The organism is Gammaproteobacteria bacterium (assembly GCA_036381015.1).
Lineage (GTDB): Bacteria > Pseudomonadota > Gammaproteobacteria > Steroidobacterales > Rariloculaceae > ZC4RG20.
The window spans coordinates 41,198-62,474 of record DASVDR010000021.1; the positions used below are offsets into that span (position 1 = coordinate 41,198).

The window sequence follows — 21,277 nt, forward strand, 5'->3', positions numbered from 1 at the left end:
GCTCGCTCACTGCTCGAGCGGAATTCGAACGGTGACCGCGTAGAGCCCGTTCGCGCTCGCGGTCTCGAGACGGCCGCGATCGCCGTAGGCGAGCCGCAGGCGTTGGCGCAGGTTCTCGAGCGCCTGGCGGTTGCCGGGGCGCTCCTCGGCCTCGGGCGCGACCGGATTCGTGATCGTGAAGACGAGATCGCGGCCCTCGACCCGGCCCGCGATCGTGACGGTCCCGCCCGCATCGAGCGGCTCGATGCCGTGGTAGATCGCGTTCTCGAGAAGCGGCTGGATCGTCAGGCTCGGCACGAGCGCGCGCATCGGCACGGCGGCGACGTCCCAGACCACCTTCAGCCGGTCGCCGATCCGAAGCTCCTCGATGCGCTGATAGATCCGCGAGAGCTCGAGCTCCTCCTTGAGCCGAAGCGGACGGTCCGAGTCGCGCAGCGTCACGCGGAAGAGATCGGCGAGATCCTCGACGGCCTCCTCCGCGCGGCGCGGGTCGGTGCGCGTCAGCGCGGCGATCGTGTTCATGCTGTTGAACAGGAAGTGCGGCCGCATCCTCGCCTGGAGCGCGTGGATGCGCGAGCGCGCCTCGGCGCGGACGTGATGGCGCCACTGGTGCGCGACGAAGAAGTAGCGCAACAGCAGCGCCGCGACGATCACGCAGATCGCCTCCGTCCGCAGCAGGAACGCGGGCGCATCCGACGGAAAGAGCGCGGCACCCGCGAGCGCGGGCTGCCGGGCGCCGAGCCAGAGCGCGAGCGCCGAGAAGACCGCAGCGTTCAGCATCAGCAACACGAAGATCGAGGTCGTCGCGGCCGGCACGGAAAGGCGCGCGAGCCAGCGCCGCGCAAAGCACAGCAGGCCCGCGCCGGTGAGGCCAAGCCACTGCACGAACAGGGACAGGCGGGCGAGGTCCGTCAGAAACGGCGTTTCGGCCGGACGGACGAGCGCGAACACGACGGCGAGGAGCTCCGAGATCAGGACGACCGCGAGCACCATGCGCGGATGACAGAAATCCGGCAGGAAGAAGTCGTCTGCCGGGAGCCTCTGCGGCGGGGATGTCTCGTCGCGGGCCGCCTCGTCAGCCGCACCAGGTCTCGACATCAGCCGCGGCGCGGGCTCGGGCCTCGTCGATCTCGGCGTCATTCAGGTACTCGCGCTCGCCGCTCGGCAGCGTCCGGTAGAGCCGATGCGCGGTGGCGTAGCGCTCCACACGCTCGCGCGCGACGGCGCAATTCTGCGCGCGCTCCTCGGCCGTCGGCTCGGGCCGCGCGCTCTCGGTCTGCGAGGCCTGCCCGGCGTCTTCCGCCGGCTGGGCCTCGGCCGGGCGGGCGGGCACCGGCGGCGGGGGAGGCGCGGTGTGCACGACGCCGGCGTGTGACGTCACGACCAGCACCGGCGTGGCCCCGGCCTCGAGCGGCCGGTCGCTGTAGACGACCGTGCCGTCCGGGCTGATCGAACGATAAACCACGTCGTCCGCCGATACGATCGCGGCGACGAGCGCCAACGACAGGCAGAAAAGCAGCCGCACGAGAAGGCCTCCGCTTCGGGTGGGCCGGAGTCTAGCACGCTGCCCCACGGCGCTCGCGTGAACGCCGTCGCCTTTTGCCCGGCTTCGGTCCGCTCGGATTCGGGCGCCCCCGCCGGGCGCCCGAAGGGACCGGAAGCCGGCCGCCGACGCGGGGTATGATGGAGATCGTGTTTATCGCCGGCTCGCCCGGTTTCGAGGCTCGAAGCCCGGGGCGATGGGGAATGAAATGCCCGAGAAGTTCACTCGTTCCAGCCTAGACGATCTTGCCCGGCAGCTCGCGCAGTCGCTACCGCAGAATCTCCGCGCGCTCGGCGACGATCTCGAGCGCAATTTCCGCGCGTTGCTGCAATCCGGCCTCGAGCGGATGGATCTCGTCACGCGGGAAGAATTCGACGTGCAGGCCGCCGTGCTCGAGCGGACGCGGGAGAAGCTCGAAGCGCTCGAGGCGCGGCTCGCGGAGCTCGAGCGCGAGCTCGGCGGCCAGAAGGGGCCGGAGCCCGGCTGACGGCGGGCGGCCGCGCCGGGCGGCCGCGTGGCACCGAGGCTCGGCGGCGCGCCACCGGGGCCGGAGCTCGGCCGCGCGGCGCGCGAGGCCGGCAGGGCGCCGCTCGAGCTCGGCCACTCGCGCCGCAATCTGCCGCGTCCCGCCATGAGCCTCTCGCGGCTGCTGAGCCGCGGCCAGAGCGGGCTCGAAGCCTACGAGGTCACCGTAGAGGTCCACCTCGCGCGCGGCCTGCCGGCCTTCGCGATCACCGGCCTGCCGAACGCCGCCGTTCGGGAGAGCAAGGATCGCGTCCGTGCGGCGCTCGACTCGTGCGGCGTGAAGCTGCCGGACATGCGGATCACGACGCACCTCGGCCCGGCGGACGTGCCGAAGGACGGCGGCCGGTTCGACCTTCCGATCGCCCTCGGGCTCGTCGCGGCCGCGCAGCCGGGCTCATGGAGCACGTCGCAGATCGAGTTCATCGGCGAGCTCGCGCTCTCCGGTGAGCTTCGTCCGGTCACGGGCGCTCTCCCCGCGGTGCTCGCGGCGAAACGGGCCGGCCGTGCGATCGTGCTGCCGGCCGGCAACGCGGTCGAGGCGGCTCTGGTCGACGACGCCGAAGTCTATTCGGCGGCGCACCTTCAGGACGTGCTCGCGCATCTCGACGGCAGCCGGCCGCTCCCCCGGGTCCGGCCGCAGCCGCTCCGTACACCGGCGGACACCGGCGCGGATCTCGGCGACGTGCGCGGCCAGGCCGTCGCGAAGCGCGCACTCGTGATCGCGGCGGCTGGCGGCCACAACGTCCTGCTCATCGGCCCGCCGGGCAGCGGCAAGAGCATGCTCGCCGAGCGCTTTCGCGGCTTGCTGCCGCCGCTCACGCTCGACGAGATGATGCTCGTCGCGACGATCGCGTCGGTCGCCGGCGACCGTGCCGCGCTCGAGAACGGGCTGCGGGCGCCGTTTCGCGCGCCGCACCATACGGCCTCCGCGAGCGCCCTCGTCGGCGGCGGCAGCCGGCCGCGGCCGGGTGAGATCTCGCTCGCGCATCGCGGCGTGCTGTTTCTCGACGAGCTGCCGGAGTTCTCGCGGAACGCGCTCGAGGCGCTGCGCGAGCCGCTCGAGGCGGGCGTCGCACGGATCTCGCGCGTCCGCGAGCAGGTCACCTTCCCGGCCGAGTTTCAGCTCGTCGCCGCGATGAATCCTTGCCCGTGCGGACACCGCGGCGACGGGACCGACCGGTGCAGCTGCTCGGCGTCACGACTCGAGCAGTACCGCGCGCGCGTCTCGGGCCCGCTACTCGACCGATTCGACATGCACGTCGAAGTGCCGCGCGTGCCGTTCTCGAATGTCGCAGGGCAGGCCCCGAAGCCCGAGACCGCGGAGGTCCTGCCTCGGATCGCGGCGGCGCGCGAGCGCCAGCTCCGCAGGGCCGGACGGCTGAACGCCCGCCTCGGCGACGCCGCGATCTGGAGCGAGGCTGCTCTCGACGGCGAGGCCGGCCGAATCCTCCAGCGCTCGGTCGACCGCTGGCGGCTCAGCATGCGCAGCTGCGTGCGCGTGCTGCGGGTCGCGCGAACGATCGCGGACCTCGCGTCGGCCGATCGCGTGTCGGCCGCTCACGTTGCCGAGGCGCTGCAGCTCCGCTGCCTCGACAAGATCCCGTGACCGGCGGTCGATCGGCTATAATCGCGCCCGCTTTCGACTCCCCCCACTCGAGAGGACCTTCGTTTTGCGGGACCAGGACCAGCAATTCTTCGACAGCTTCATGCTCGTGATCGGGATCCTGATGGGCGTGGCCGTCGGGCTGTTCTTCCTGGCGCGCGCGATCGCGATCGACACGCAGGGCCAATTCGTCATCGAGGACCCGCGAGTGCAGGCCGAGATTCTCGCGCGCATCGAGCCGGTCGGCGAGGTCGTGCTGATCGGCGACGAGGAGCTCGAGGCGGCGCGCCAGGCGGCGGCCGCGGCGCCGGCCCCGGTCGACATGCCGCTTTCCGGCCCGCAGGTCTTCAACGAGGCCTGCTACCTCTGCCACGCGCCGCCCGGCAATGCCGGCGCCCCGGTCGTCGGCGACATGGAGGCGTGGGCGGACCGGATCGCGAAGGGCATGGACGTCCTCGTCGACCATGCGTTGAACGGCTTCCAGGGCGAGAGCGGATTCATGCCCGCGAAGGGCGGGCGGCTCGATCTGTCGGACGACGAGATCCGGGCCGCGGTCGAGTACATGGTCGAGCAGGCCCAAGGGGGCGAGGCCGCGCCGGCCGCGCAATAGAGGCGATGCGCCGTCAGGCCCGGACGGCGGTCACTCGAATCATCCCCGACGGCATCGTGCGCGCGTCGACGCGAAGGCCGCGCGCTTCGAGCACGCTCGCGAGCCGGGCGGGCGCGAGGCGCAGCTTCGGGTAGCTGCTGACGCGCATCGTCCACTCCCCATTGACCCGCTCGTGCAGGATGTCGTGCACGATCACGTGCGTGGCGCCGGGCTCGAGGAAGCAGGTAAGAATGCGCCGGTCGTCGCTGCGCACCGGAATGAAGCGGCGCTCTCCGGTCGGCGGCGACGAGTAATCGCGCAAGGTCGCGACGAAACGCCCGCCCGGCGCGAGCACCGAGGCGACGCCGGCGACGAGGCGCTCCACGGACGGCTCGTCGGCAAGATGCGTGAGCGTGTCGCCCATGCAGAGCACGATCTCGGGTGCTCGGGCCAAGTGCTTCTCGAACGACAGCAGATCGTCCTCGACGGTGCGGATCGGGAGCGCTCCTGCGCGACCGCGGAGCTCGTCGAGGAGGCCGGCGCACGCGTCGATCGCGAGCACCTCGAAGCCGCGCTCGGCCAGCGGGATCGCGTGCATCCCGAAACCCGCGCCGAGATCCACCGCGAGCGCGCCGGTCACGGTCGGCGCCGCTCCGAGCGCGTCGAGCTCGTCCGCCCCGCGGCGGAGCGCGCTTTCGATGCCGCCCGCCATCCAGGTGTAGACGGGGCCCAAGAGGCGGTCGTAGTGAGTCCGGACGTCGGCCATCGGTGCAGCCCCTTCGAAATTCCAGACCGCTTTCGCGCACCCTTGCGGCACGCGGGTCGGGAACGAGCGCATGCGCGGATTCTATACCTGCGGCTTCGCTCGGCCGAGCCGCGGCCCCCGCGGGCGGGTTTGACAACCGAGAACCCTTCGGCCAGCATCCCCGGCATGTTTCGGTACGCGTCTCACCTTCGCTTGACACGACATACGGGCAGGCTGCTCGCACGCGTCTAGCCCCGGGTGGCGCGCGAGTCTTCGCGCTCGCCACACCGGGGTCTCATCCATCGACTCCAACGCGGAAGCGGCCGACGGCCCGCGAGCCGTCGTGCGCATCGGCTTCCGCTCTTGCGCGCGTTGCGCACAGCTCTCGAGGAGGGAACGGACACGTCATGAACACGGAAAGACATCGCGACGTCGGCTCGAAGGCTTTGCAGCCCTGGAGGCGCACGGTGTCTGGCGCTCGCCTCGCGGACGCCGATGCGAGCCTCGCGGCTGTCGCACGGACGTTCGCCGGCCGGAACGCAAGGCGGCTCGCCCGCGAAGGATCGCCGGGAAGCCGGGCCGACAGCGTTCAGGCCGGGCCGAGCGAAGCGGCAGCGGAAGCGCGCCTCGACGAGTTTCTCGCGACGTTGGCTCATGAGCTCAGAGGCCCGCTCGCGTCGCTCCACGCATCGACGGAGCTGCTCGCCCTGCTGCTGCCGCCGGATGCCGCGAAGCTGCGCGAGGTCGAGGCCCGGATCCGCCGGCAGCTCGCGCATCTGACGCGGCTCGTCGACGATCTCCGGGACGTGCCGAGCATCTTGGCCGGGGAGATCGTCGTCGAGCGCTCGAGAGTGGACTTGCGCGACGTCGTGGACCGCGCGCTCGAGACGTGCGCGCCGTCGATGAACGCGCGCCGTCACTTGCTCGTCCACACGCGGCCGGAGAGCGCGTTGTGGGTCGACGGCGACGACGTCCGCCTCGCGCAGATTCTGATCAATCTGCTGACGAACGCCGCGAAGTTCACGCCGCCCGGCGGCCGCATCGAGGTACGCGTCGAGCGCAGCGGCGACGACGCCGTGATCACGGTGGCCGACGACGGCATCGGCATCGACGCGGCCACTCTGCCGCGGCTCTTCGACCGCTTCATTCAGGCCGGCGCGACGATCGACGGCGGCATGGGCCTCGGTCTGCCGCTCGTCAGACGGCTCGCGGAGCTGCACGGCGGCACGGTCACCGCGAAGAGCGAAGGGATCGGACGCGGGAGCGAGTTCGTGGTGCGCCTGCCGCTCGCGCGCGAGACGTGACCCTCCATCCGCCGCGAGCGCCGGCACGCCATGGCGTGCCGCGCCGCACGCTTTGGGCGACGTCGCGCCCGGCGGCGTCGCCCGGCTAAGCGGACAGCGGAGAGCTCGTAGCGGGCGCCGCCGGGCGCGCGCCGTCGACCGCGCCCGGCGGCACCTCGCGGACGTGGAGGTCCATCTGCGGCACCGCGATCTCGATGCCGCGTTCCCTGAAAACCGCGAGGATCGTGCGGTGGAGATCGCTCAGCGTGTCCATGCGCTCGCGCAGCTGATTCACGTAGACCCGCAGCTCGAACTCGAGCCCGCGCTCTCCGAACTTCGTGAACAGCACGGTGGGCGCGGGATCGGCGAGCACGAAGGGATGGCTCGCCGCGATCTCCGAGAGCGTGCGCATGACCAGCTCGGGGTCGGTCTCGTAACGCACGACGACGGGCAGAACGATCCGCGTCATCGTGTCGGAAAGCGTCCAGTTGATCAGGCGCTCGGTGATGAACGTCTTGTTCGGCACGACGATCTCGCGGTTGTCCCAGTCGATGATCGTCGTCGCGCGGGTGCGGATTCGCGCGACCGTGCCGCTGTACTCGCCGATCGTGATCGTGTCGCCGACGCGCACCGGCCGCTCGAACAGCATGATGAGGCCGGAGACGAAGTTCGCGACCACCTCCTGGAGCCCGAAGCCGAGGCCGAGCGTCAGCGCCGCGACCATCCACTGAAGCTCGCTCCAGCGGAGGCCGAGCAGAGAGAACGCGGTCACGACCGCGACGACGGTGATCGCATAGCGAAGCAGCGTGGCGACGGTATAGCGCCCCGCGCCGTCCATCCGGGTCGCGCGCGTCAATAGGATTTCGACGAGGCCCGGCAGATTGCGCGCGGCCATTGTGAAGAGCACGGCGAGAAAGACGGCGAGCAGCAGATCCTGGAGGCTGACGCTGCTCTCGATCTCGGCGCCCGCGACGGTCACCGTCCGCGACCAAAGCGTCACGCGGTCGAGCCAGCTCAGCGCGGGGAGCACGTCGGCCCATACCCAGAACAGACCGATCACCATCAGCCCGCCGGCCGTCACGCGGACGAGGGTCCGCGTTTGCTGGTTGATGTCCTCCATGCTGAGATGCGGCTCCGGCACCTCGACCGCGCCGTCGCCGAGCGCGGCCGTGCTCTCGAGCGCCGCGGCCTTCTCGCGCTGCTCGTGCATGCGGCGGATCCTGACGCGCAGCTCGCTCAACATCAGCGCACGCAACGCGAGCCGATAGAGGAGCCAGACGCCGCCGGCGACGACCGCGGTATCGATCGTGCGCCTCAGCAGCTCGCTGACGGTCAGGAGGTAGCCCGCGGCGGCGAGGATCACGAGCGCGCCGGCGTAGCCGACAGCCGCCAGCCGGATCAAGCGGCGTCTGCGGTCGGGCATCGCATGCGCCGGCCCGTCTTGCTCCGCGGCGTGCTCGGGTTCGGCGCGGGGCGCGAGCAGACGCCAGGCGAGCAGCCCGGTGAGCGAGGCCGCGACGACGAGCGCAGCGCGGCCGAGGACGTCGAACACGACGTCGTTCGGGTGCCCGAAGGCGAGCGCGAGGCAGATGATCAGGACGAACTGGACCGGCAGATACCACGGCAGGTCGCGCCGTAATCGCAGCACAGACGACGGATTCCATTCGAAATGAACCGTGCCGACGCCGTTGCGGCTGATGAACAGCACCAGCAGGTGCCCGGCAAGCCACCAGACCGCGGCGCTGAACAGCACCGCGGACAGGATCTCGACGCCCGGAGCGGTCTCCGGAAGCTGGCGGAGACGATAGGCGAGCACGGCGAGCAGCATCGGCACGGGCAGAATGCGCAGCAGGCTCCAGCCCATGGCCTTGAACGTCAGGCCGATGTTGTCGGTGAAGCGGTGGCGCGTCTTCTCGGCGAGCTCCCACAGCCGGCGCCCGGTACGGCGGCCGCTGCGATACACGAATCCGACGACGAGCAGCGTGAGAAAGCTGATGCCGGGGCTGCCGAGCGTGACGCGCCTGACGGCCGACCCGGTGGCCTGCCACGACTCGGGCTCGAGGAGCGCCATCACGGCCGCCGGCACGCGCATCAGCCACTCGGCGCTGATCGGCTCATGGCTCGGCCACCAAAGCAGCGTCTCTCTCAACAGGAGGTCGAGCTCGTCGACGAGCGCGACCACGGCACGCAACCGCGCTTCGTTCTGCTGAAGCTGCTCGGCTAGGCTCTCCTCGCCCTCGAGCAGCGCGCCGGTCACCTGCTCGCGAATCCGACGGAGCTCCGCGGCACCCGCGTCGACCGTGCCGCCGCCGGCGGACGCGCTTCGATTCTCGCGCTGGCTTTCGCGCAACGAGATCGCCCGCAGCCGCGACTGCGCGAGCTCGCGCTCGATCGCGCCGAGCGTGAAGCGCAGGTCGCTGAACGCGCCCAGCCGCCGCTGCTCCTCGAGGAAGAGTCCGCCGAGGCTCTCGGTCAACCCGCCGACGGCCAGGCGCTCGCGCACGTTCGCGAGCGTTTGAGTGAGGTCGTTCTCGATCTGCCGATAGTCCTCGCGATCCTCCTGCAACGCGCGGATGCGGTTCTGCGTGCTGCCGATGCGATCGATTTGCGCCCGCAGCGCGGTGATCGGTCCGCCGAGCCGCTGCGTGATGCCCGGATCGCCCTCGATCAAGGTCTGAAGATCCGCGCTCAGCACGCGGAGCTCGGCCGTCGACCGGCGGTCGAACTCCGCCTCGAGCGACTGCAATCGCTCCTCGATCCATCGTGCCTGGAGCTCGTCCGCGCGGATTTCGAGCCGCAAAAGCTCGATGCGCGGCGGAGTCGTGCGCGAGTCGAGCTGCGCGGCAACGATGCGTGCGTCGGTGCTGCGGTCGAGCGCCGCGCGCGCCGCCTGCTGCGCTTCGGCGAGCGCCGGGTCGTCGACCTCCTCGGCGTCGGCGGCCGCGAGCTCCTGCTCGCGCACGCGGCGGAGCTGCTCCAGCGTCTCGGCCTGGCGGCGCAGCTGCTCCTCGAGGCGCGCGAGCGTCTCGCGCCTCTGGTCGAGGCCGAGCCCGATCTGCGCCTCCCGGCTCTGGAGCGATGCGATCTCCTGCTCGATGCCGCTCAGCGGACGTTCCGCGTCGGCCGCGTCGCCGCGCGCGAGCGATTCCCCGATCGCCTGCACCTGGCGCTCCGCTTCCTGCAGCCGCTGGTCTCCGGACGCGACGAGCGTCGCGGAATTCACGGCCGCCCGAACGCGCTCGGCCGCCGCCTGCTCGCGGTCTAGCGCCTCCTGCCACAGCGCGCGCGCCTCGTCCGTGAGGGCAGGGTCGGCGAGCCGTTCACGAAGCCGCTCGAGCGGGCTCGCATCGAGCCACGCCTGCGCCTCGCTCGGGTCGACGGCCTCGAGCATCGGCGCGATCCGCTCCTGGCCGGCCTCCAGGTCGTCCCGAAGCTGCTCGACTTCCTCGGCCATGACCGGCGGCTCGCGACGCTCGACGGGCTCGGCCGGCTCGGCAGGCGGCGGGGCCGTCTCCTGCGCGGGGGCCGGAGCGCTCGCGGCGAGCGACGCGAGCAGCAGGGCGGCGCCCCGTGCCGCGAGGCGGGCAACAGTCGGCATGATCGGCTACGGCGCGATAGTGTCGTTGTCGAGACGGACGGAGCGCGGGAAACCGCGCCATTATGGACCATCGCGGCAGAAGTTGTGCGAGTGACGCGCTTCGGCGACGCGCGCCGCCGGTTCGCGGTCGGCACGCGTCACTTCGGCGGTCGGGGTGCTCTTCGGTCCTCGCCCTTCAGCAGCGTCTCGACGGTCTCGAGCTCGGCGGGCTTCACGAGGTAGTGATCGAAACCCGCAGCGCGCGCCTCGGCGCGGTCGCTTTCGCGAGTCCATCCGGTGATCGCGATGATGAGCATCTCCTTGCCCCAGGGCTCCGCCCGGATGCAGCGGCAAACGTCGTAGCCGGACAGCCGCGGCAAGCCCAGATCGAGCAGAACGGCGTCCGGCCGCTTCTCGGCGGCGACAGACAGGGCGACAAGCGGATCGGTCTCGATGAAGACTTCGTAGCCGTGGAGTCTCAAAAGCGAGCCGAGCGCGTTCGCGTTGTCTTCCCTGTCGTCGACGATGAGGATTCGTCGGCGTTCCATGCGGTCCCCGAAAAACATCGCTCTAGACGGAGAGACGGATGAGAAACGAAGTTAGTTCCAAAGTTCGTGATTTGTCGCAGAGTGGAGACACAAAGGCTTTCGTCGATACTCGACCATCGACGTTGCGATCGTGACGCGCAAGCCGAGCTCACCGGCCGTGGTCGTGAAACCGCTCGTGGTAGTGAAAGAGAGCTCGAGAAGCTAGAGCACGTGCGCAGGGATGCCGTGCCCGCATCGGCCATACCGCAGAAGTGGTGATTCCCGTTTCGTGAGGAGCAGCTGTCGTGTCGGCGACCTTGGGGCGTGCATTGGAGCAAAGCCGCCTCGCTATCGGACCTATTGCCGATGTTCGGACCGCGCGACCGTGACTACGCTTGAGCGTTGATGGCTCCGGCGGCCGCCTGAGGGAAACGGAAACGGCGCCGTTTCATCGCGGCCTGCGCGGTGGCCGGCCCGAAACCGCGTTACCGCGGACGGGAGAGGTGTTGTAGTCCGTTCCCGGGGATCCAGTCATGAAAAGCAGCATGCTCGGAACGATATTCGTGCTGGCGTCTCTGGCGCCGGTCTACGCATTTGCGCAAGGGCAATCGTTGGCGGCCGCGATCGAGGTCTACGTGTTCCCGAGCGAAGGTCAGGACAGCGGCAGACAGTCCATGGATGAATCTGATTGCTATCAATGGGCCGTGGCCAACACAGGAGGCGATCCGTTCGACCTCGCGAAGCAGCAGGGCGTCGACGAGCAGCAGGCGCAGGCCGAGCTTCAGCAGGCGCAGCAGGTAGGCCGTGGAGCGGGCGCAGCGGGTGCGGCCGGCGGCGCGGCGGCCGGTGCGCTGATCGGCGAGATCGCGAATGACGACGCCGGTGAGGGCGCGGCGTGGGGCGCCGCTCTCGGCGCCATCGCCAGCCGGCGGAAGGCCAAGGAAGCACAAGCGCAGGCGACCGACGCGGCCGCCGGGCGAGCCGTGCAGCGCGAGACGGCGACAGCCGAGCAAATAGACAACTTCAAGAAGGCGTTCAGCGTCTGTCTCGAGGCGAAAGACTACTTGGTGAAGTACTGAGGACGCCTCACGCCGTACGGAGAATCTGAATGAACAAGTCTGCACTGAGTTGGATCGGGTTGCTCGTCCCGATAGGCGCGTGGGGTGACGACGTTTCCGAAGCCGACCGGCTGTTGTGTTCCGTCTCCCGCATCATGCTGTGCGTCGAGACCGGCGAATGCTACGAGGCGGAGCCCTGGGAGGCCGACGTGCCGCAGTTCGTCGTCGTCGACACGCAGCGGAAGACGATCTCGACGACGCGAGCGAGCAACGAACAGCGGTCGACGCCGATCGCGAGCTATCGGAGAGAAGGCGGACTGATCTACTTGCAGGGGATCGAGGCAGGCCGCGCCTTCAGCTTCGTCGTCGACGAAGCAACGGGCCTCGTCACCGTGGCCGTATCACGAGATGGACTGTCCGTGAACGTCTTCGGAGCGTGTACCGACTCCGGCGTCGAGGCAGCCATTCACCGCTGATCCAATAAGACTATGAGTTAGGCTTCTTCGACAAGGACGAGGGGCGCATCGAACCCGGCCCCAACCCCTTCGCCCGGAGCAGGTGTAAACCATGTCTCCGGAATGAACCGTAAACCATGTCTTCGGAACGGACACCAAGCAGAATGGCGCGCCCTGAGGGATTCGAACCCCCGACCCCTGCCTCCGGAGGGCAGTGCTCTATCCACTGAGCTACAGGCGCGCCGATCAGAACCGCAAACGCTAACCGAACTCGGGCACGGCGTCGAGCACGGCGCCGCTGGCGGCGGCGCCCCGGCGCGCATTTGCGGCCGTGCGTCGCGGCGCCTTATGTGATCTCGCCGCCGCTTCCGGCCGCCGGGCGGACCGTGATCTGCGTCACTTTCCGCAGCCTTCCGTTCTCATAAAGTGCCTTTCACGGCGCGATGCGCACGCGAGGCAACGAGCTGAGCCCGACCGACGACATGAAGCGGACGCCCAGGCCTCCGGCCCCCGGCGACGACGACCCGGCCGGCGCGAAGCCGACCGGCGACCCGCAGGCGGACGAGCGGATCCGCTTCGTCGTCTCCGCCCGGGACAACCCGATGGGCACGATCGGCGTCGACGATCTGGGGCAGCCGCGGTGGACATGGATCACCGAGCTCGAGGAGTCGACCGGCGACGAGCGCACGGAAGATACCTTCGACTACCTGAAGGCCCTCGACAACACCGCGCTTACGGTCGCGGACGAGCCGGGCGCGACGGGGCGCGACCGGCGCCGGGCGTCGAAGGAGAACGGCTACGATCCGTACGATACGTCGCGGATCAAGATCAAGGGCAAGTTTCCCGGCCGCTGAGGCACCGCCGGCCGCGAACGCCGGGAAGGCAACCGAGCGCGGCTGCTGCTCTACTCCCCGGTCCGCGGCCCGCTTTCCTCGGGCAACGCGAGCGCGACCAGCTCCGCCCCGCGCTCGCCGTCGACGGACATCACGATGAACTGACGCCCGTCGATCGCGTAGGTCATCGGCAGGCCGCCGACCGCGCCCGGCAGCTCGATCTCCGCGAGCACCTCGCCGGTCGCCTTGTCGTGCGCGCGGAGCACGGGGCTGCCGCCCCAGCCTTCCGCCGTGAAGAGCAGCGTCTTCGTCACGAGGGTCACGGCCCGCGTGGCCCGGCCGGTCGGCGGGAGATCGAGCCCCGCAAGCGCCGGGTGATTCGCGATCTCGGGCGGCGTGGGGCCGTTCGAAATCACGAAGAGGTGCTCGCCCGCGTTCATGTCGATCGCCGTGATCCGTCCCCAAGGCGGCTTCACGATCGGCAGGCCGTCGAGCCACGGCAGCTCGCCGGCCCCGCCGGTGATGTAACGCACGTCGGAGACGTCGGGCTCCGCGACGAGCGCCATCACGCTCGGCACGGTATAGGAGCCGACGTAGAGCACGTTCGTCTCCGGGTCGAACGCGCCGCCTTCCCAGTTCGCACCGCCGGTCGCGCTCGGCAAGGTCAGCGTCCCCTGCGTGCCGTCCGCCGCGTTCGAGAGCGACGGCGGCGTGAAGATCGGACCGGTGCGAAAGATCCGGATGCCGTCGAGCGCCTCGGCGCGAAGCTCGGGCGTGAAGTCGATGAGGTCGTCCTCGGTGAAGCCTTGTCGGTCGAACGGCGGCGGCTTCGTCGGGAAGGGCTGCGTCGGCGATGTCCGCTCGCCCGGCACGTCCGATTGCGGCACCGGCCGTTCCTCGATCGGCCATACGGGCTCGCCGGTCACGCGATCGAACGTGTACACGAACGCCTGCTTCGTGATCTGCGCGACGGCCTTGATCTCGCGCCCGTCCACGGTGAGGTCCATCAAGATCGGGGCGGTCGGATTGTCCCAGTCCCAGATGTCGTGGTGGATCAGCTGGTAGTGCCACACGACCTCGCCGGTCCGCGCGTCGAGGCAGACGAGGCTGTTGCCGTAGAGATTGTCGCCGGGGCGCTCGCCGCCATAGCGGTCGCTCAGCGGCGCCTCGACCGGCAGGTACACGAGACCGAGCTCGGTGTCGGCCGACATCGACGCCCAGACGCCGGCATTGCCGGTGTACTCGGCGGAGCCCTCGAGCCACGTCTCGAAGCCCGGCTCCCCGGGCGCGGGAATCGTGTGGAACGTCCACAAATGCTTGCCCGTGCGCACGTCGTAGCCGCGCACGTCGCCCTTCAAATTCGACTTCGACGGCGGGCGCATCGCGACCGCGTGCGCGGGACCGACGATGACGACGTCGCCGACGACGAGGGCCGGCGAGCTGTTGCCGATGCTCGAGTGCTCGTCGAGCTCGCCGCGCACGCCGACCATGAGGTCGACCACGCCGTTCTCGCCGAAGCCCGGGACCGGCCGGCCGGTATCGGGATCGAGCGCGACGAGGTAGAAGCCCGGCGTGACGACGATCAATCGCTCGTTGCCGCGCCCGTCCGTCCAGTAGGCGAGGCCTCGCCCGGAGGTCTTGCGCGGAGCCGTCTCGAAGCGCTCGCCGTCGTTCGGGCGCCAGAGCCACAGCGTCTCGCCGGTGGCGGCATCGATCGCGACGACGTTGCGCGTGATGCCCGCGGTCGTGTAGAGCACGCCGCCGATCATCAGCGGCGTCGCCTCGTTGCGCTGCTCGGGCCGCGGGCCGAAGTTGCCGGCGTGCCAGCGCCACGCGACCCGCAAGTCGCCGACGTTACCCCGGTGGATCAGATCGAGCGGCGAGTAGCGTTGCGATGCGAGGTTGCCGCCGTAGACGCGCCATTCGGCGCCGGCGAAGCCGGCCGAGTCGACGGCGGCCTCCGCGCGCGGCACTTCGGCCGCTGCGGCCGGTGAAGTTTCGGCCTCGGCGATCCCCGCGGCTTCGGCTTCGACGGCCGGCGGCTCGGCCTCCGGAGCGCACGCGGACGCGAGAAGAGCGAGCGCTAACGCCGCCGCGGATGCGCAAGCCCTCACGGCGTCTCCATCGCGCCCGGCGGCCCCGGCGGTTCGTCCGTGCTCAATCACGCCCGGCGCCGCCTTCACGGCCGGCGTCCCATAGTCGCTCGAACTCCGCCCGACTGACGTTGCTGCTCAGCATGAGCGGTGCGAGACGCGTGATGCCGAACCATCCGGGATGCGTCCTCGTCGGAGTGAGCTGATGCGTGACCAGCCCTTCGTCGTCGACGCCGACCTCGCGTTGGACCCATCCGTCCTCGTCGACCTCGGTGTAGAGCGCCGACATCTCGAGCGTGGCGAGCTCGGTCGTAGTCCATTTGAGATAAACCATGGCTCCCCGGCGCGACGTCGTCGAGCGATTATAGCGGGCGCGCCGCCAGCCTCGCGGCGCATAAAAGCCCGCCCCCTCGTCCCGCCGCCGTTCGGCGGGACGCGTCGATGCTTCGCGCCCCCGATCGTCTATCGGGCACGCCGGCCGATCGCGCGCGCCCGCGGCTCGCGGGCGAGCGCATCGGCCAAAGAGCTAGCGCGGGGTGGGGCCGGCCGGGCGCCGGGCCGACGAAGTGCTCGTAAACCGATCCGGGCCGGCCCGCCTTCGCGCGGACGAGCCCCTAGTGCCTTTCGCGCGGCCGCGCCTCGTTGACGCGCAGCGCGCGACCGCCGACATCCTTGCCGTTCAACTGGGCGACTGCCGCTTCCGCCTCTTTCTGATTCGGCATCTCGACGAAGCCGAAGCCGCGCGAGCGGCCCGTCTCGCGATCCATGAGGATCTTCACGGAGGAGACTTCGCCGTATGCGGCGAACGCATCGCGAAGCTCGCTCTCGCTCATGCCGTAGGAAAGATTGCCGACGTAAATATTCATAAGACCGACTCTCGCGCCGTTTCGCACAGCTAGCCACTCAACCAACGGCGCAAGATCAAGCGCTAGATCGGTAGATCCTTAGAGCAAAAGGTCCTAGCGCTTTCGTCCAACCTCGATCGACCGAAACCTACGCCACAAGGGCGTGACACCGACTCTACGGCGAGCCATCGAGAGCGTCAATCCCGGGACATTCTCGAGGTCGTCGAAATTCGGCGTCGCGCTTCCGGCCTGGTGCAGCCGAGCGCGTCGAGCCATGCACAGACGCACAGGACCGCCACCGCGGCGAGCCACAGATAGAACCCGGCGCGCAACATAAAGTCGGGGGCCTGCTGACCGCCGCGCAGCAGCACGTCGGTCGCGAAGGTCGAGAGCGCGAAGAGCAGCGCGGCCGCGGACGCGCCGGCCGCAACGCGAGCGCGGCGAAGCGCGGCGGCGGCGAGGGCCGCCGCGAACAGGGGGTTCGCGAGCCACGCAGGCATGCCGCGAGGCAGGGCTTGCCACCCGCGCACGAGCACGTCGAGCCCGTCGAGCGTCGGGCCGCCCCGAACCTCGATCGCGGGCAGCGCGAGCGACGCGGCCCACGCGAGCGCGACCGCCGCGAGCGCGCCGAAGCGAAGCGAGGATGCGGAAGAGCGGTTCATGCGGCACGTTGGACACGTTGGACGCCCCCGAATGCGGGACGCGGGAGCACGGACGGGCGGTGGATGCGCGGCGCCCGGCGCGTCACTCGGGAAGGGGCGTGAAGCGCGTCAGACGCACGTCGAGCTCGTCGCCGATCAGATTCGGGTCGTAGTCGACGTACACCCGCGTCGGGTAACCGAGCTCGGCGTCGTAATCCACGCGGACCACGGCCGCCCACGCGCCGGCCGCCTCCACGAGATCGAACAGCCCTTCGATCGTCCAGTACCAGCGCAAGCTCTCCGGAGCGGCGTCGACGAAACCGTCCGCACCGACGACTTCGTGCCGCACGCGGACGACCTCGTTGCCGCGAACCGTCACCAGCGTCTCGGGCGGCGATTCCGGATGGCACTCGCAGTATTTGTCGTAGCCGTATTCGTAGGCGCCGACGGCCGCGGCCTCCCACAGGCTCCGGTACTCGGCCAGCTCGTCGGCTCCGGCCCCGATCGCGGGCGCCGCGACGGCTAACGACAGGATCGCGGCGAGCGCGGAGCGGAGCCTAGCGCGCATGACTTCCTCCTTCCTCGAGCGGCGGCAGCTCGTGAGCGTGCTGTTCCCAATTCGCGCCGTCGAAGTGCCGGACGATGCGCACCGCCTTCACGGTCTCGGGCGAGATGCACCGCGCGTTCACGCTCACGCCCTCGGGGTGCGAGCGCGGCACGTAGAAGGACTTGACGCCGCACACACGGCAAAACAGATGCTCGGCGACGCCCGTGTTGAAGCGATAGCTCGTGAGGTGCTCGCGTCCGCGCAGCAGCTCGAAGCGGCTCTTCGGCACGATGTAGTGCAGATGGCCCGACATCCGGCAAATCGAGCAGTTGCATTCCGAGACCTCGAGCTCGTCCGGCCCCTCGACCGTGAATGCGACCCGCCCGCAATGGCAGCCGCCTTGATGCATCGTCATCGCCGTCGTCTCCCGAGGTCTGCTTTGCGTCGCCCTTCGCCGGCCTTGGCAGCCTGTCGCCGTCAAGAGGATACGGCGCCCGGTTGACGGCGGCGCCCGAGCCGGATCAGCAGCCCGGCCACAAGGTAGCAGACGTTCAAACGGCCCGCCCACCCCAGCCAGTGGTCCGCGCCGACGAGCGCGAAGCCGACCGGAAAGAACGACGCGGCGAAGAGGAAGAGGAGGACCGTGCCGTGACCGCGCACGGCCGCGATCACGGCGAACAGCCCGAGCAGCGCCATCAGCAGCGAGACGACGAAATTGATGCCGGTGAGCGCCACGCCCGGCGACGGCATCCAGAGCGCGAGCACCCAGAGAACGCTGACGGCCGCGCCGGCGAGCGCGCCGAGCCCCCGCCCCGTGTAATCGAGCGCCTTCACCTCGGCCCGCGGGCGACGCGCCCGCGGCGCGCCGGCCAGCCGTTCAGAGTCGGGCCGACGCGATGACGATCGCCGCCGCGAGCAGCGTGAGACCGACGCCGATCCCGAGGCCGGCGCCGATCGCGGCGCCGATGCCCGGAATGCCGAACAGCGCGCCCCCGAAGATGCCGGACAGCGTGCCGAACACGAGGCCGCCGGGTACGGCCAGCACTCCCCAGAACGGAAACCGGCTCGGCGGGCGGCTGGGCCCGGCGCTCACGGGAGCGCCCCGGTGAATCGGCGGGGCATGACGAGAACCCCTTTCGAGGTGGGCTTGGGTCCATCATACGCGCGCGGCCGACCGCCGGCGCTATGGGGCGGCCCAGACGGTCCAGATACCCACCGCGATGAAGCCGACGCCGGCGGCGTAGGACAGGTACTTCGGGCTCACGTACTGCGCCACGAGCGAGCCCGCGGCGACGCCGAGCGCGGAGCAGACGACGAGCGCCGCCGAAGCGCCGAGAAAAACCAGCCAGGGACTGACGGCCTCGCGGCTCGCGAAAAGCATCGTCGCGAGCTGCGTCTTGTCGCCGAGCTCGGCGAGAAAGACCGTCGCAAAGACGGTGAGGAAAAGCTTGATCGACATGGTCTCCATCGCTTGCGGCCGTTCGTCAGTGCGCACGGAACACGAAGTATACGGCACCGACGAGACACAACGCGGCCCACAGGTAGTCGAGCTTCAACGGCTCCTTCAAGTAGAGAAACGCGAACGGCACGAACACCGCGAGCGTGATGACCTCTTGCAGCACCTTGAGCTGCCCGACCGACAGCACCGCGTATCCGATCCGGTTGCCCGGTACCTGCAGCAGGTACTCGAAGAATGCGATGCCCCAGCTCGCGATCGCGGCCACGAACCACGGCCGGCCGCCGAGCTCCTTCAGATGGGCATACCATGCGAACGTCATGAACACGTTGCTGACCGACAGGAGGAGAACCGTCAACACCACGTTGTGCATCGGGAGCGACTCGCTTCGGATTGGATTTTGCGCGGGCCGGCGGCCGCCGCGCCCGTCTTCGAACGCTTTCAGCGCCTCTTGATGACGAGCCTGCCTTTCGGCGGCTCGCGATGATGCTTGTCCTTGTACATCGCACGGTCCGCGGCGCTGATGATCTGTTGCAGACCATTGCCGTCCTCGGGAAAAGTCCCGGCGCCGACGGCGACCTTCACGCGCACCATCTTCACCTCGACCTCGAGGGTCGTGGAGAACACGACGTTGCGGATGCGCTGCGCCACTTCCTCCGCCACCGCTCTGTCGACGTCGGCGAGCAGCACGACGAACTCGTCGCCGCCGTAACGGGCGACGATGTCGCTCGAGCGCGTGAGGCGCTGCAGCGCGTCCGCAACGAGCTTCACCGCACGGTTCCCCGCCTCGTGGCCGAACGTGTCGTTGATCGACTTCAGCCGGTCCATGTCGATCAGCAGCACGGAGTAGGGCCGTCCCGTCCGGCTCGCACGCGTGTGCTCGCGATCCGCGAGCCTCATGAAAGCGCGCAGGTTGTAGAGGCCGGTGAGCTCGTCGCGATCGGACAGGGCGCGAATGCGCGCCTTCGACGCGTGGATGTTCTCCGCGAGCAGCGTCGTCGAGAACGTGACGAGCACGAACGGCGCGAGCACACCGACCGCTTCCGCGGCCATGCGCGCGTCGATCGCGTCGAAGCCCGCTTCCAGCGTGGCGAGGAGCGCGTAGCACAGGCACACGAGCACCATGACGAGAGATGCGGCGCGCTTGTCGAGCGCGAGAGCCGCCGTGATGATCGGCAGCAGATACAGGTTCACCAGCGGGCTGTCGACGCCGCCGGCGAAGCCGAGCACGCCGGTGGTGAACGCGAGCATCGCGAGGATCTCGACCGCGATCTTGAAGCGCGGCTGCCGCGAGAGAACGCGCGTGTAGCGGAACACCAGCACGAACGCGGCGAAGCCGACGAGGATCGCGATCACGGCCGGAGCATGCGCAAGCTCCGGACCGGTCACGAACAGGTAGAGGATCACGAGGATCAGGAGCAGCCACTCGACTTCCGAGATGCTGCGCGCAAAGCCTCGCAGCTGCGCCTGCTCGATCTCGAGACTATGGTCGATCGGGTTCTGGTTCATCGCGCCGGCATTACCGACCCGGCGGCCGGCCCGGGGCGTCCAAAGCCGGCACGAGAATCATCGCGGAATCCGCGTCGTCTGCGCGGGCCGACCGGACTCGAGCCGCTCGTTCCGATGAGCATCGGGCGCGACACGCGCCGGAGCCCGCGTGCCCGCGATCAGTCCGCCCGGCTCGCCGTGACCGGCTGCGCGGGAATGTCGAGGCCAGTGAACCCGATCAGCCGCAGCGCTTCGCGCAGCTGCCGGTCCTCGAGCATCGTCGTGGTCCCGTCCGGCCCGCGGTAGCGCCGCTTCGGGTCGTCGTTCTCGACGGTCACGTCGGGCTCGATGCCGATGCCGTTGATCGAGTGGCCCGACGGCGTGACGTACAGGGACGTGGTCAGCTTGATCGCGCTGCCTTGGCCGAGCGGCATCACCGTCTGCACCGAGCCCTTGCCGTACGTGCGCGTGCCGACGAGGCGGGCGCGCCCGTGGTCCTTCAGCGCGCCGGCGACGATCTCGGAGGCGGACGCCGAGCCGCCGTTCACGAGCACGACCAACGGCACCTTCTCGAGCACGTCGCCCTCGTCGGCGTAGCGCTCGAAGGTGGCCTTCCGGGCGCGGCCGTTGCCGCGCACGATCAGTCCCTGGCGGAGGAACAAGTCCGAGACGTCGATCGCCGCCTCGAGCACGCCGCCGGGATTGTTGCGCAGATCGAGGACGAGCCCTTTGAGCTCCTCGCCCGCGTCGCGGCGGAGCTCGATCGCAGCCGACTCGAGGTCCTTCGCGGTCGTGTTCGAGAACGACGTGAGGCGCAGATAGCCGAAGCCGTCGTCGAGCAGCTCGCTGCGGACCGTGTTCACGTGGATGTCGGCGCGCGTCAGCGTGAATTCGAGCGGCGCCGCGGCGCCGTGCCGCGCGACGTCGAGCGTGACGCTCGTCCCCGCCTCGCCGCGCATGCGCCCGACCGTGGCCTCGAGGTTCTCCGGGTCCACCGGCACGCCGTCCACGGCGACCACGACGTCCCCCGGCAGAATGCCGGCCCGTGCCGCCGGCGAGCCTTCGAGCGGCGCGATGACGACGACCTTGCCCTCCTCCACGTTGACGTCGATGCCGACGCCCGAGTAGTTGCCGGTGGTGCTGATCCGGACGTCCTCGTAGTCGCCCGGGGCGAGGTACCGGGAATGCTTGTCGAGCTCGCCGAGGATGCCGCGGATCGCGTTCTCGACGATGCGCCGCTCGTCCACCGGGTTCACGTACTCGTCGCGGACCCGCTCGACGACCTCGGTCAACAGCCTCAGGTTTTCCGGCGAGAGCCCGGCGTGCGTGCCGACGTCGTGCTGGACCTCGCGGCCGGCGAGGACGGTGCCTCCGAGGGACATCGTGAGCCCGAGCACGATACCCGTGGCCATAACCAGAATACTTCTAATTTTCAGCGGCATAGCAAAAGGCTCGCCCCCCGGTACAGG

General features: G+C 69.7%; 24 protein-coding genes and 1 tRNA gene. 7 read left to right on the forward strand and 18 right to left on the reverse strand.

The window, feature by feature from the left end; all coding sequences use genetic code 11:
* Positions 1 to 6: 6 nt before the first annotated feature.
* Both VF329_07990 and VF329_07995 read right to left on the reverse strand, forming a co-directional pair.
* The gene (locus VF329_07990) at positions 7 to 1,098 is read right to left on the reverse strand and encodes a sensor histidine kinase (protein ID HEX7080938.1); all 1,092 of its coding nucleotides are present in this window, start codon (positions 1,096 to 1,098) and stop codon (positions 7 to 9) included.
* The gene (locus tag VF329_07995) at positions 1,076 to 1,525 is read right to left on the reverse strand and encodes a hypothetical protein (protein HEX7080939.1); all 450 of its coding nucleotides are present in this window, start codon (positions 1,523 to 1,525) and stop codon (positions 1,076 to 1,078) included. Before VF329_07995 ends, VF329_07990 begins: the two co-directional genes overlap by 23 nt.
* A 226-nt stretch (positions 1,526 to 1,751) precedes the next feature.
* On the opposite strand from VF329_07995, the gene VF329_08000 reads away from it, so the two are divergent.
* The 3 genes from VF329_08000 to VF329_08010 all read left to right on the forward strand — a co-directional run bounded on the left by VF329_08000 (position 1,752) and on the right by VF329_08010 (position 4,281).
* Positions 1,752 to 2,030, forward strand: coding sequence for an accessory factor UbiK family protein (locus VF329_08000; GenBank protein ID HEX7080940.1), 279 nt, complete (start codon positions 1,752 to 1,754; stop codon positions 2,028 to 2,030).
* Between the two features lie 27 nt (positions 2,031 to 2,057).
* Entirely contained in the window at positions 2,058 to 3,674 is a 1,617-nt protein-coding gene (locus tag VF329_08005; protein ID HEX7080941.1) for a YifB family Mg chelatase-like AAA ATPase, read from the forward strand.
* 64 nt (positions 3,675 to 3,738) lie between these two features.
* Positions 3,739 to 4,281, forward strand: coding sequence for a c-type cytochrome (locus tag VF329_08010; GenBank protein HEX7080942.1), 543 nt, complete (start codon positions 3,739 to 3,741; stop codon positions 4,279 to 4,281).
* Positions 4,282 to 4,294: 13 nt separating this feature from the next.
* On the opposite strand, the gene VF329_08015 is transcribed toward VF329_08010, so the two are convergent.
* Positions 4,295 to 5,026 carry a class I SAM-dependent methyltransferase gene (locus VF329_08015; protein HEX7080943.1) on the reverse strand — a complete coding sequence of 244 codons (732 nt, stop codon included), beginning with the start codon at positions 5,024 to 5,026 and terminating at the stop codon, positions 4,295 to 4,297.
* A 386-nt stretch (positions 5,027 to 5,412) separates the two neighbouring features.
* Between VF329_08015 and VF329_08020 the strand changes: the two genes are divergently transcribed.
* Entirely contained in the window at positions 5,413 to 6,309 is an 897-nt protein-coding gene (locus VF329_08020; GenBank protein ID HEX7080944.1) for a HAMP domain-containing sensor histidine kinase, read from the forward strand.
* Between the two features lie 85 nt (positions 6,310 to 6,394).
* Here the strand turns inward: VF329_08020 and VF329_08025 are convergent, their stop codons facing one another.
* Both VF329_08025 and VF329_08030 read right to left on the reverse strand, forming a co-directional pair.
* A complete protein-coding gene (locus VF329_08025; protein ID HEX7080945.1) occupies positions 6,395 to 9,886 on the reverse strand; it encodes a mechanosensitive ion channel domain-containing protein in 3,492 nt (1,163 codons plus the stop codon).
* A 137-nt stretch (positions 9,887 to 10,023) separates the two neighbouring features.
* Positions 10,024 to 10,413 carry a response regulator gene (locus VF329_08030; GenBank protein ID HEX7080946.1) on the reverse strand — a complete coding sequence of 130 codons (390 nt, stop codon included), beginning with the start codon at positions 10,411 to 10,413 and terminating at the stop codon, positions 10,024 to 10,026.
* Between the two features lie 512 nt (positions 10,414 to 10,925).
* On the opposite strand from VF329_08030, the gene VF329_08035 reads away from it, so the two are divergent.
* Positions 10,926 to 11,471, forward strand: a complete 546-nt coding sequence (locus VF329_08035; protein ID HEX7080947.1) for a hypothetical protein — start codon at positions 10,926 to 10,928, stop codon at positions 11,469 to 11,471.
* Positions 11,472 to 11,500: 29 nt separating this feature from the next.
* Positions 11,501 to 11,926 (forward strand): hypothetical protein, encoded by a 426-nt coding sequence (locus VF329_08040; GenBank protein ID HEX7080948.1) that lies wholly within the window; start codon positions 11,501 to 11,503, stop codon positions 11,924 to 11,926.
* A gap of 144 nt (positions 11,927 to 12,070) precedes the next feature.
* On the opposite strand, the gene VF329_08045 is transcribed toward VF329_08040, so the two are convergent.
* Positions 12,071 to 12,146: transfer RNA gene (locus tag VF329_08045), tRNA-Arg, on the reverse strand.
* 202 nt (positions 12,147 to 12,348) lie between these two features.
* Between VF329_08045 and VF329_08050 the strand changes: the two genes are divergently transcribed.
* Positions 12,349 to 12,759: a hypothetical protein gene (locus VF329_08050; protein ID HEX7080949.1), complete on the forward strand. Its 411-nt coding sequence runs from the start codon at positions 12,349 to 12,351 to the stop codon at positions 12,757 to 12,759.
* Between the two features lie 50 nt (positions 12,760 to 12,809).
* Here the strand turns inward: VF329_08050 and VF329_08055 are convergent, their stop codons facing one another.
* The 12 genes from VF329_08055 to VF329_08110 all read right to left on the reverse strand — a co-directional run bounded on the left by VF329_08055 (position 12,810) and on the right by VF329_08110 (position 21,220).
* Positions 12,810 to 14,852 (reverse strand): pyrroloquinoline quinone-dependent dehydrogenase, encoded by a 2,043-nt coding sequence (locus VF329_08055; protein ID HEX7080950.1) that lies wholly within the window; start codon positions 14,850 to 14,852, stop codon positions 12,810 to 12,812.
* Between the two features lie 43 nt (positions 14,853 to 14,895).
* Positions 14,896 to 15,165, reverse strand: a complete 270-nt coding sequence (locus tag VF329_08060) for a hypothetical protein (GenBank protein ID HEX7080951.1) — start codon at positions 15,163 to 15,165, stop codon at positions 14,896 to 14,898.
* Positions 15,166 to 15,445: 280 nt separating this feature from the next.
* Complete coding sequence (locus VF329_08065; GenBank protein ID HEX7080952.1) at positions 15,446 to 15,697, reverse strand: RNA-binding protein; 252 nt, start codon at positions 15,695 to 15,697, stop codon at positions 15,446 to 15,448.
* Positions 15,698 to 15,873: 176 nt separating this feature from the next.
* Positions 15,874 to 16,338: a hypothetical protein gene (locus tag VF329_08070; protein HEX7080953.1), complete on the reverse strand. Its 465-nt coding sequence runs from the start codon at positions 16,336 to 16,338 to the stop codon at positions 15,874 to 15,876.
* Positions 16,339 to 16,420: 82 nt separating this feature from the next.
* Entirely contained in the window at positions 16,421 to 16,885 is a 465-nt protein-coding gene (locus VF329_08075) for a DUF6174 domain-containing protein (protein ID HEX7080954.1), read from the reverse strand.
* Positions 16,875 to 17,279, reverse strand: coding sequence for a GFA family protein (locus tag VF329_08080; protein HEX7080955.1), 405 nt, complete (start codon positions 17,277 to 17,279; stop codon positions 16,875 to 16,877). The genes VF329_08075 and VF329_08080 overlap by 11 nt, the downstream gene beginning before the upstream one ends.
* 62 nt (positions 17,280 to 17,341) lie before the next feature.
* Positions 17,342 to 17,698, reverse strand: a complete 357-nt coding sequence (locus tag VF329_08085) for a hypothetical protein (GenBank protein HEX7080956.1) — start codon at positions 17,696 to 17,698, stop codon at positions 17,342 to 17,344.
* A gap of 43 nt (positions 17,699 to 17,741) precedes the next feature.
* Positions 17,742 to 17,957 (reverse strand): hypothetical protein, encoded by a 216-nt coding sequence (locus tag VF329_08090; protein HEX7080957.1) that lies wholly within the window; start codon positions 17,955 to 17,957, stop codon positions 17,742 to 17,744.
* A gap of 90 nt (positions 17,958 to 18,047) precedes the next feature.
* Entirely contained in the window at positions 18,048 to 18,323 is a 276-nt protein-coding gene (locus VF329_08095) for a TMEM165/GDT1 family protein (GenBank protein ID HEX7080958.1), read from the reverse strand.
* 25 nt (positions 18,324 to 18,348) lie between these two features.
* Complete coding sequence (locus tag VF329_08100; GenBank protein HEX7080959.1) at positions 18,349 to 18,693, reverse strand: DMT family protein; 345 nt, start codon at positions 18,691 to 18,693, stop codon at positions 18,349 to 18,351.
* Positions 18,694 to 18,761: 68 nt separating this feature from the next.
* Positions 18,762 to 19,829, reverse strand: coding sequence for a GGDEF domain-containing protein (locus tag VF329_08105; protein HEX7080960.1), 1,068 nt, complete (start codon positions 19,827 to 19,829; stop codon positions 18,762 to 18,764).
* A 158-nt stretch (positions 19,830 to 19,987) separates the two neighbouring features.
* Positions 19,988 to 21,220 carry a S41 family peptidase gene (locus VF329_08110; GenBank protein HEX7080961.1) on the reverse strand — a complete coding sequence of 411 codons (1,233 nt, stop codon included), beginning with the start codon at positions 21,218 to 21,220 and terminating at the stop codon, positions 19,988 to 19,990.
* Positions 21,221 to 21,277 lie beyond the last annotated feature (57 nt).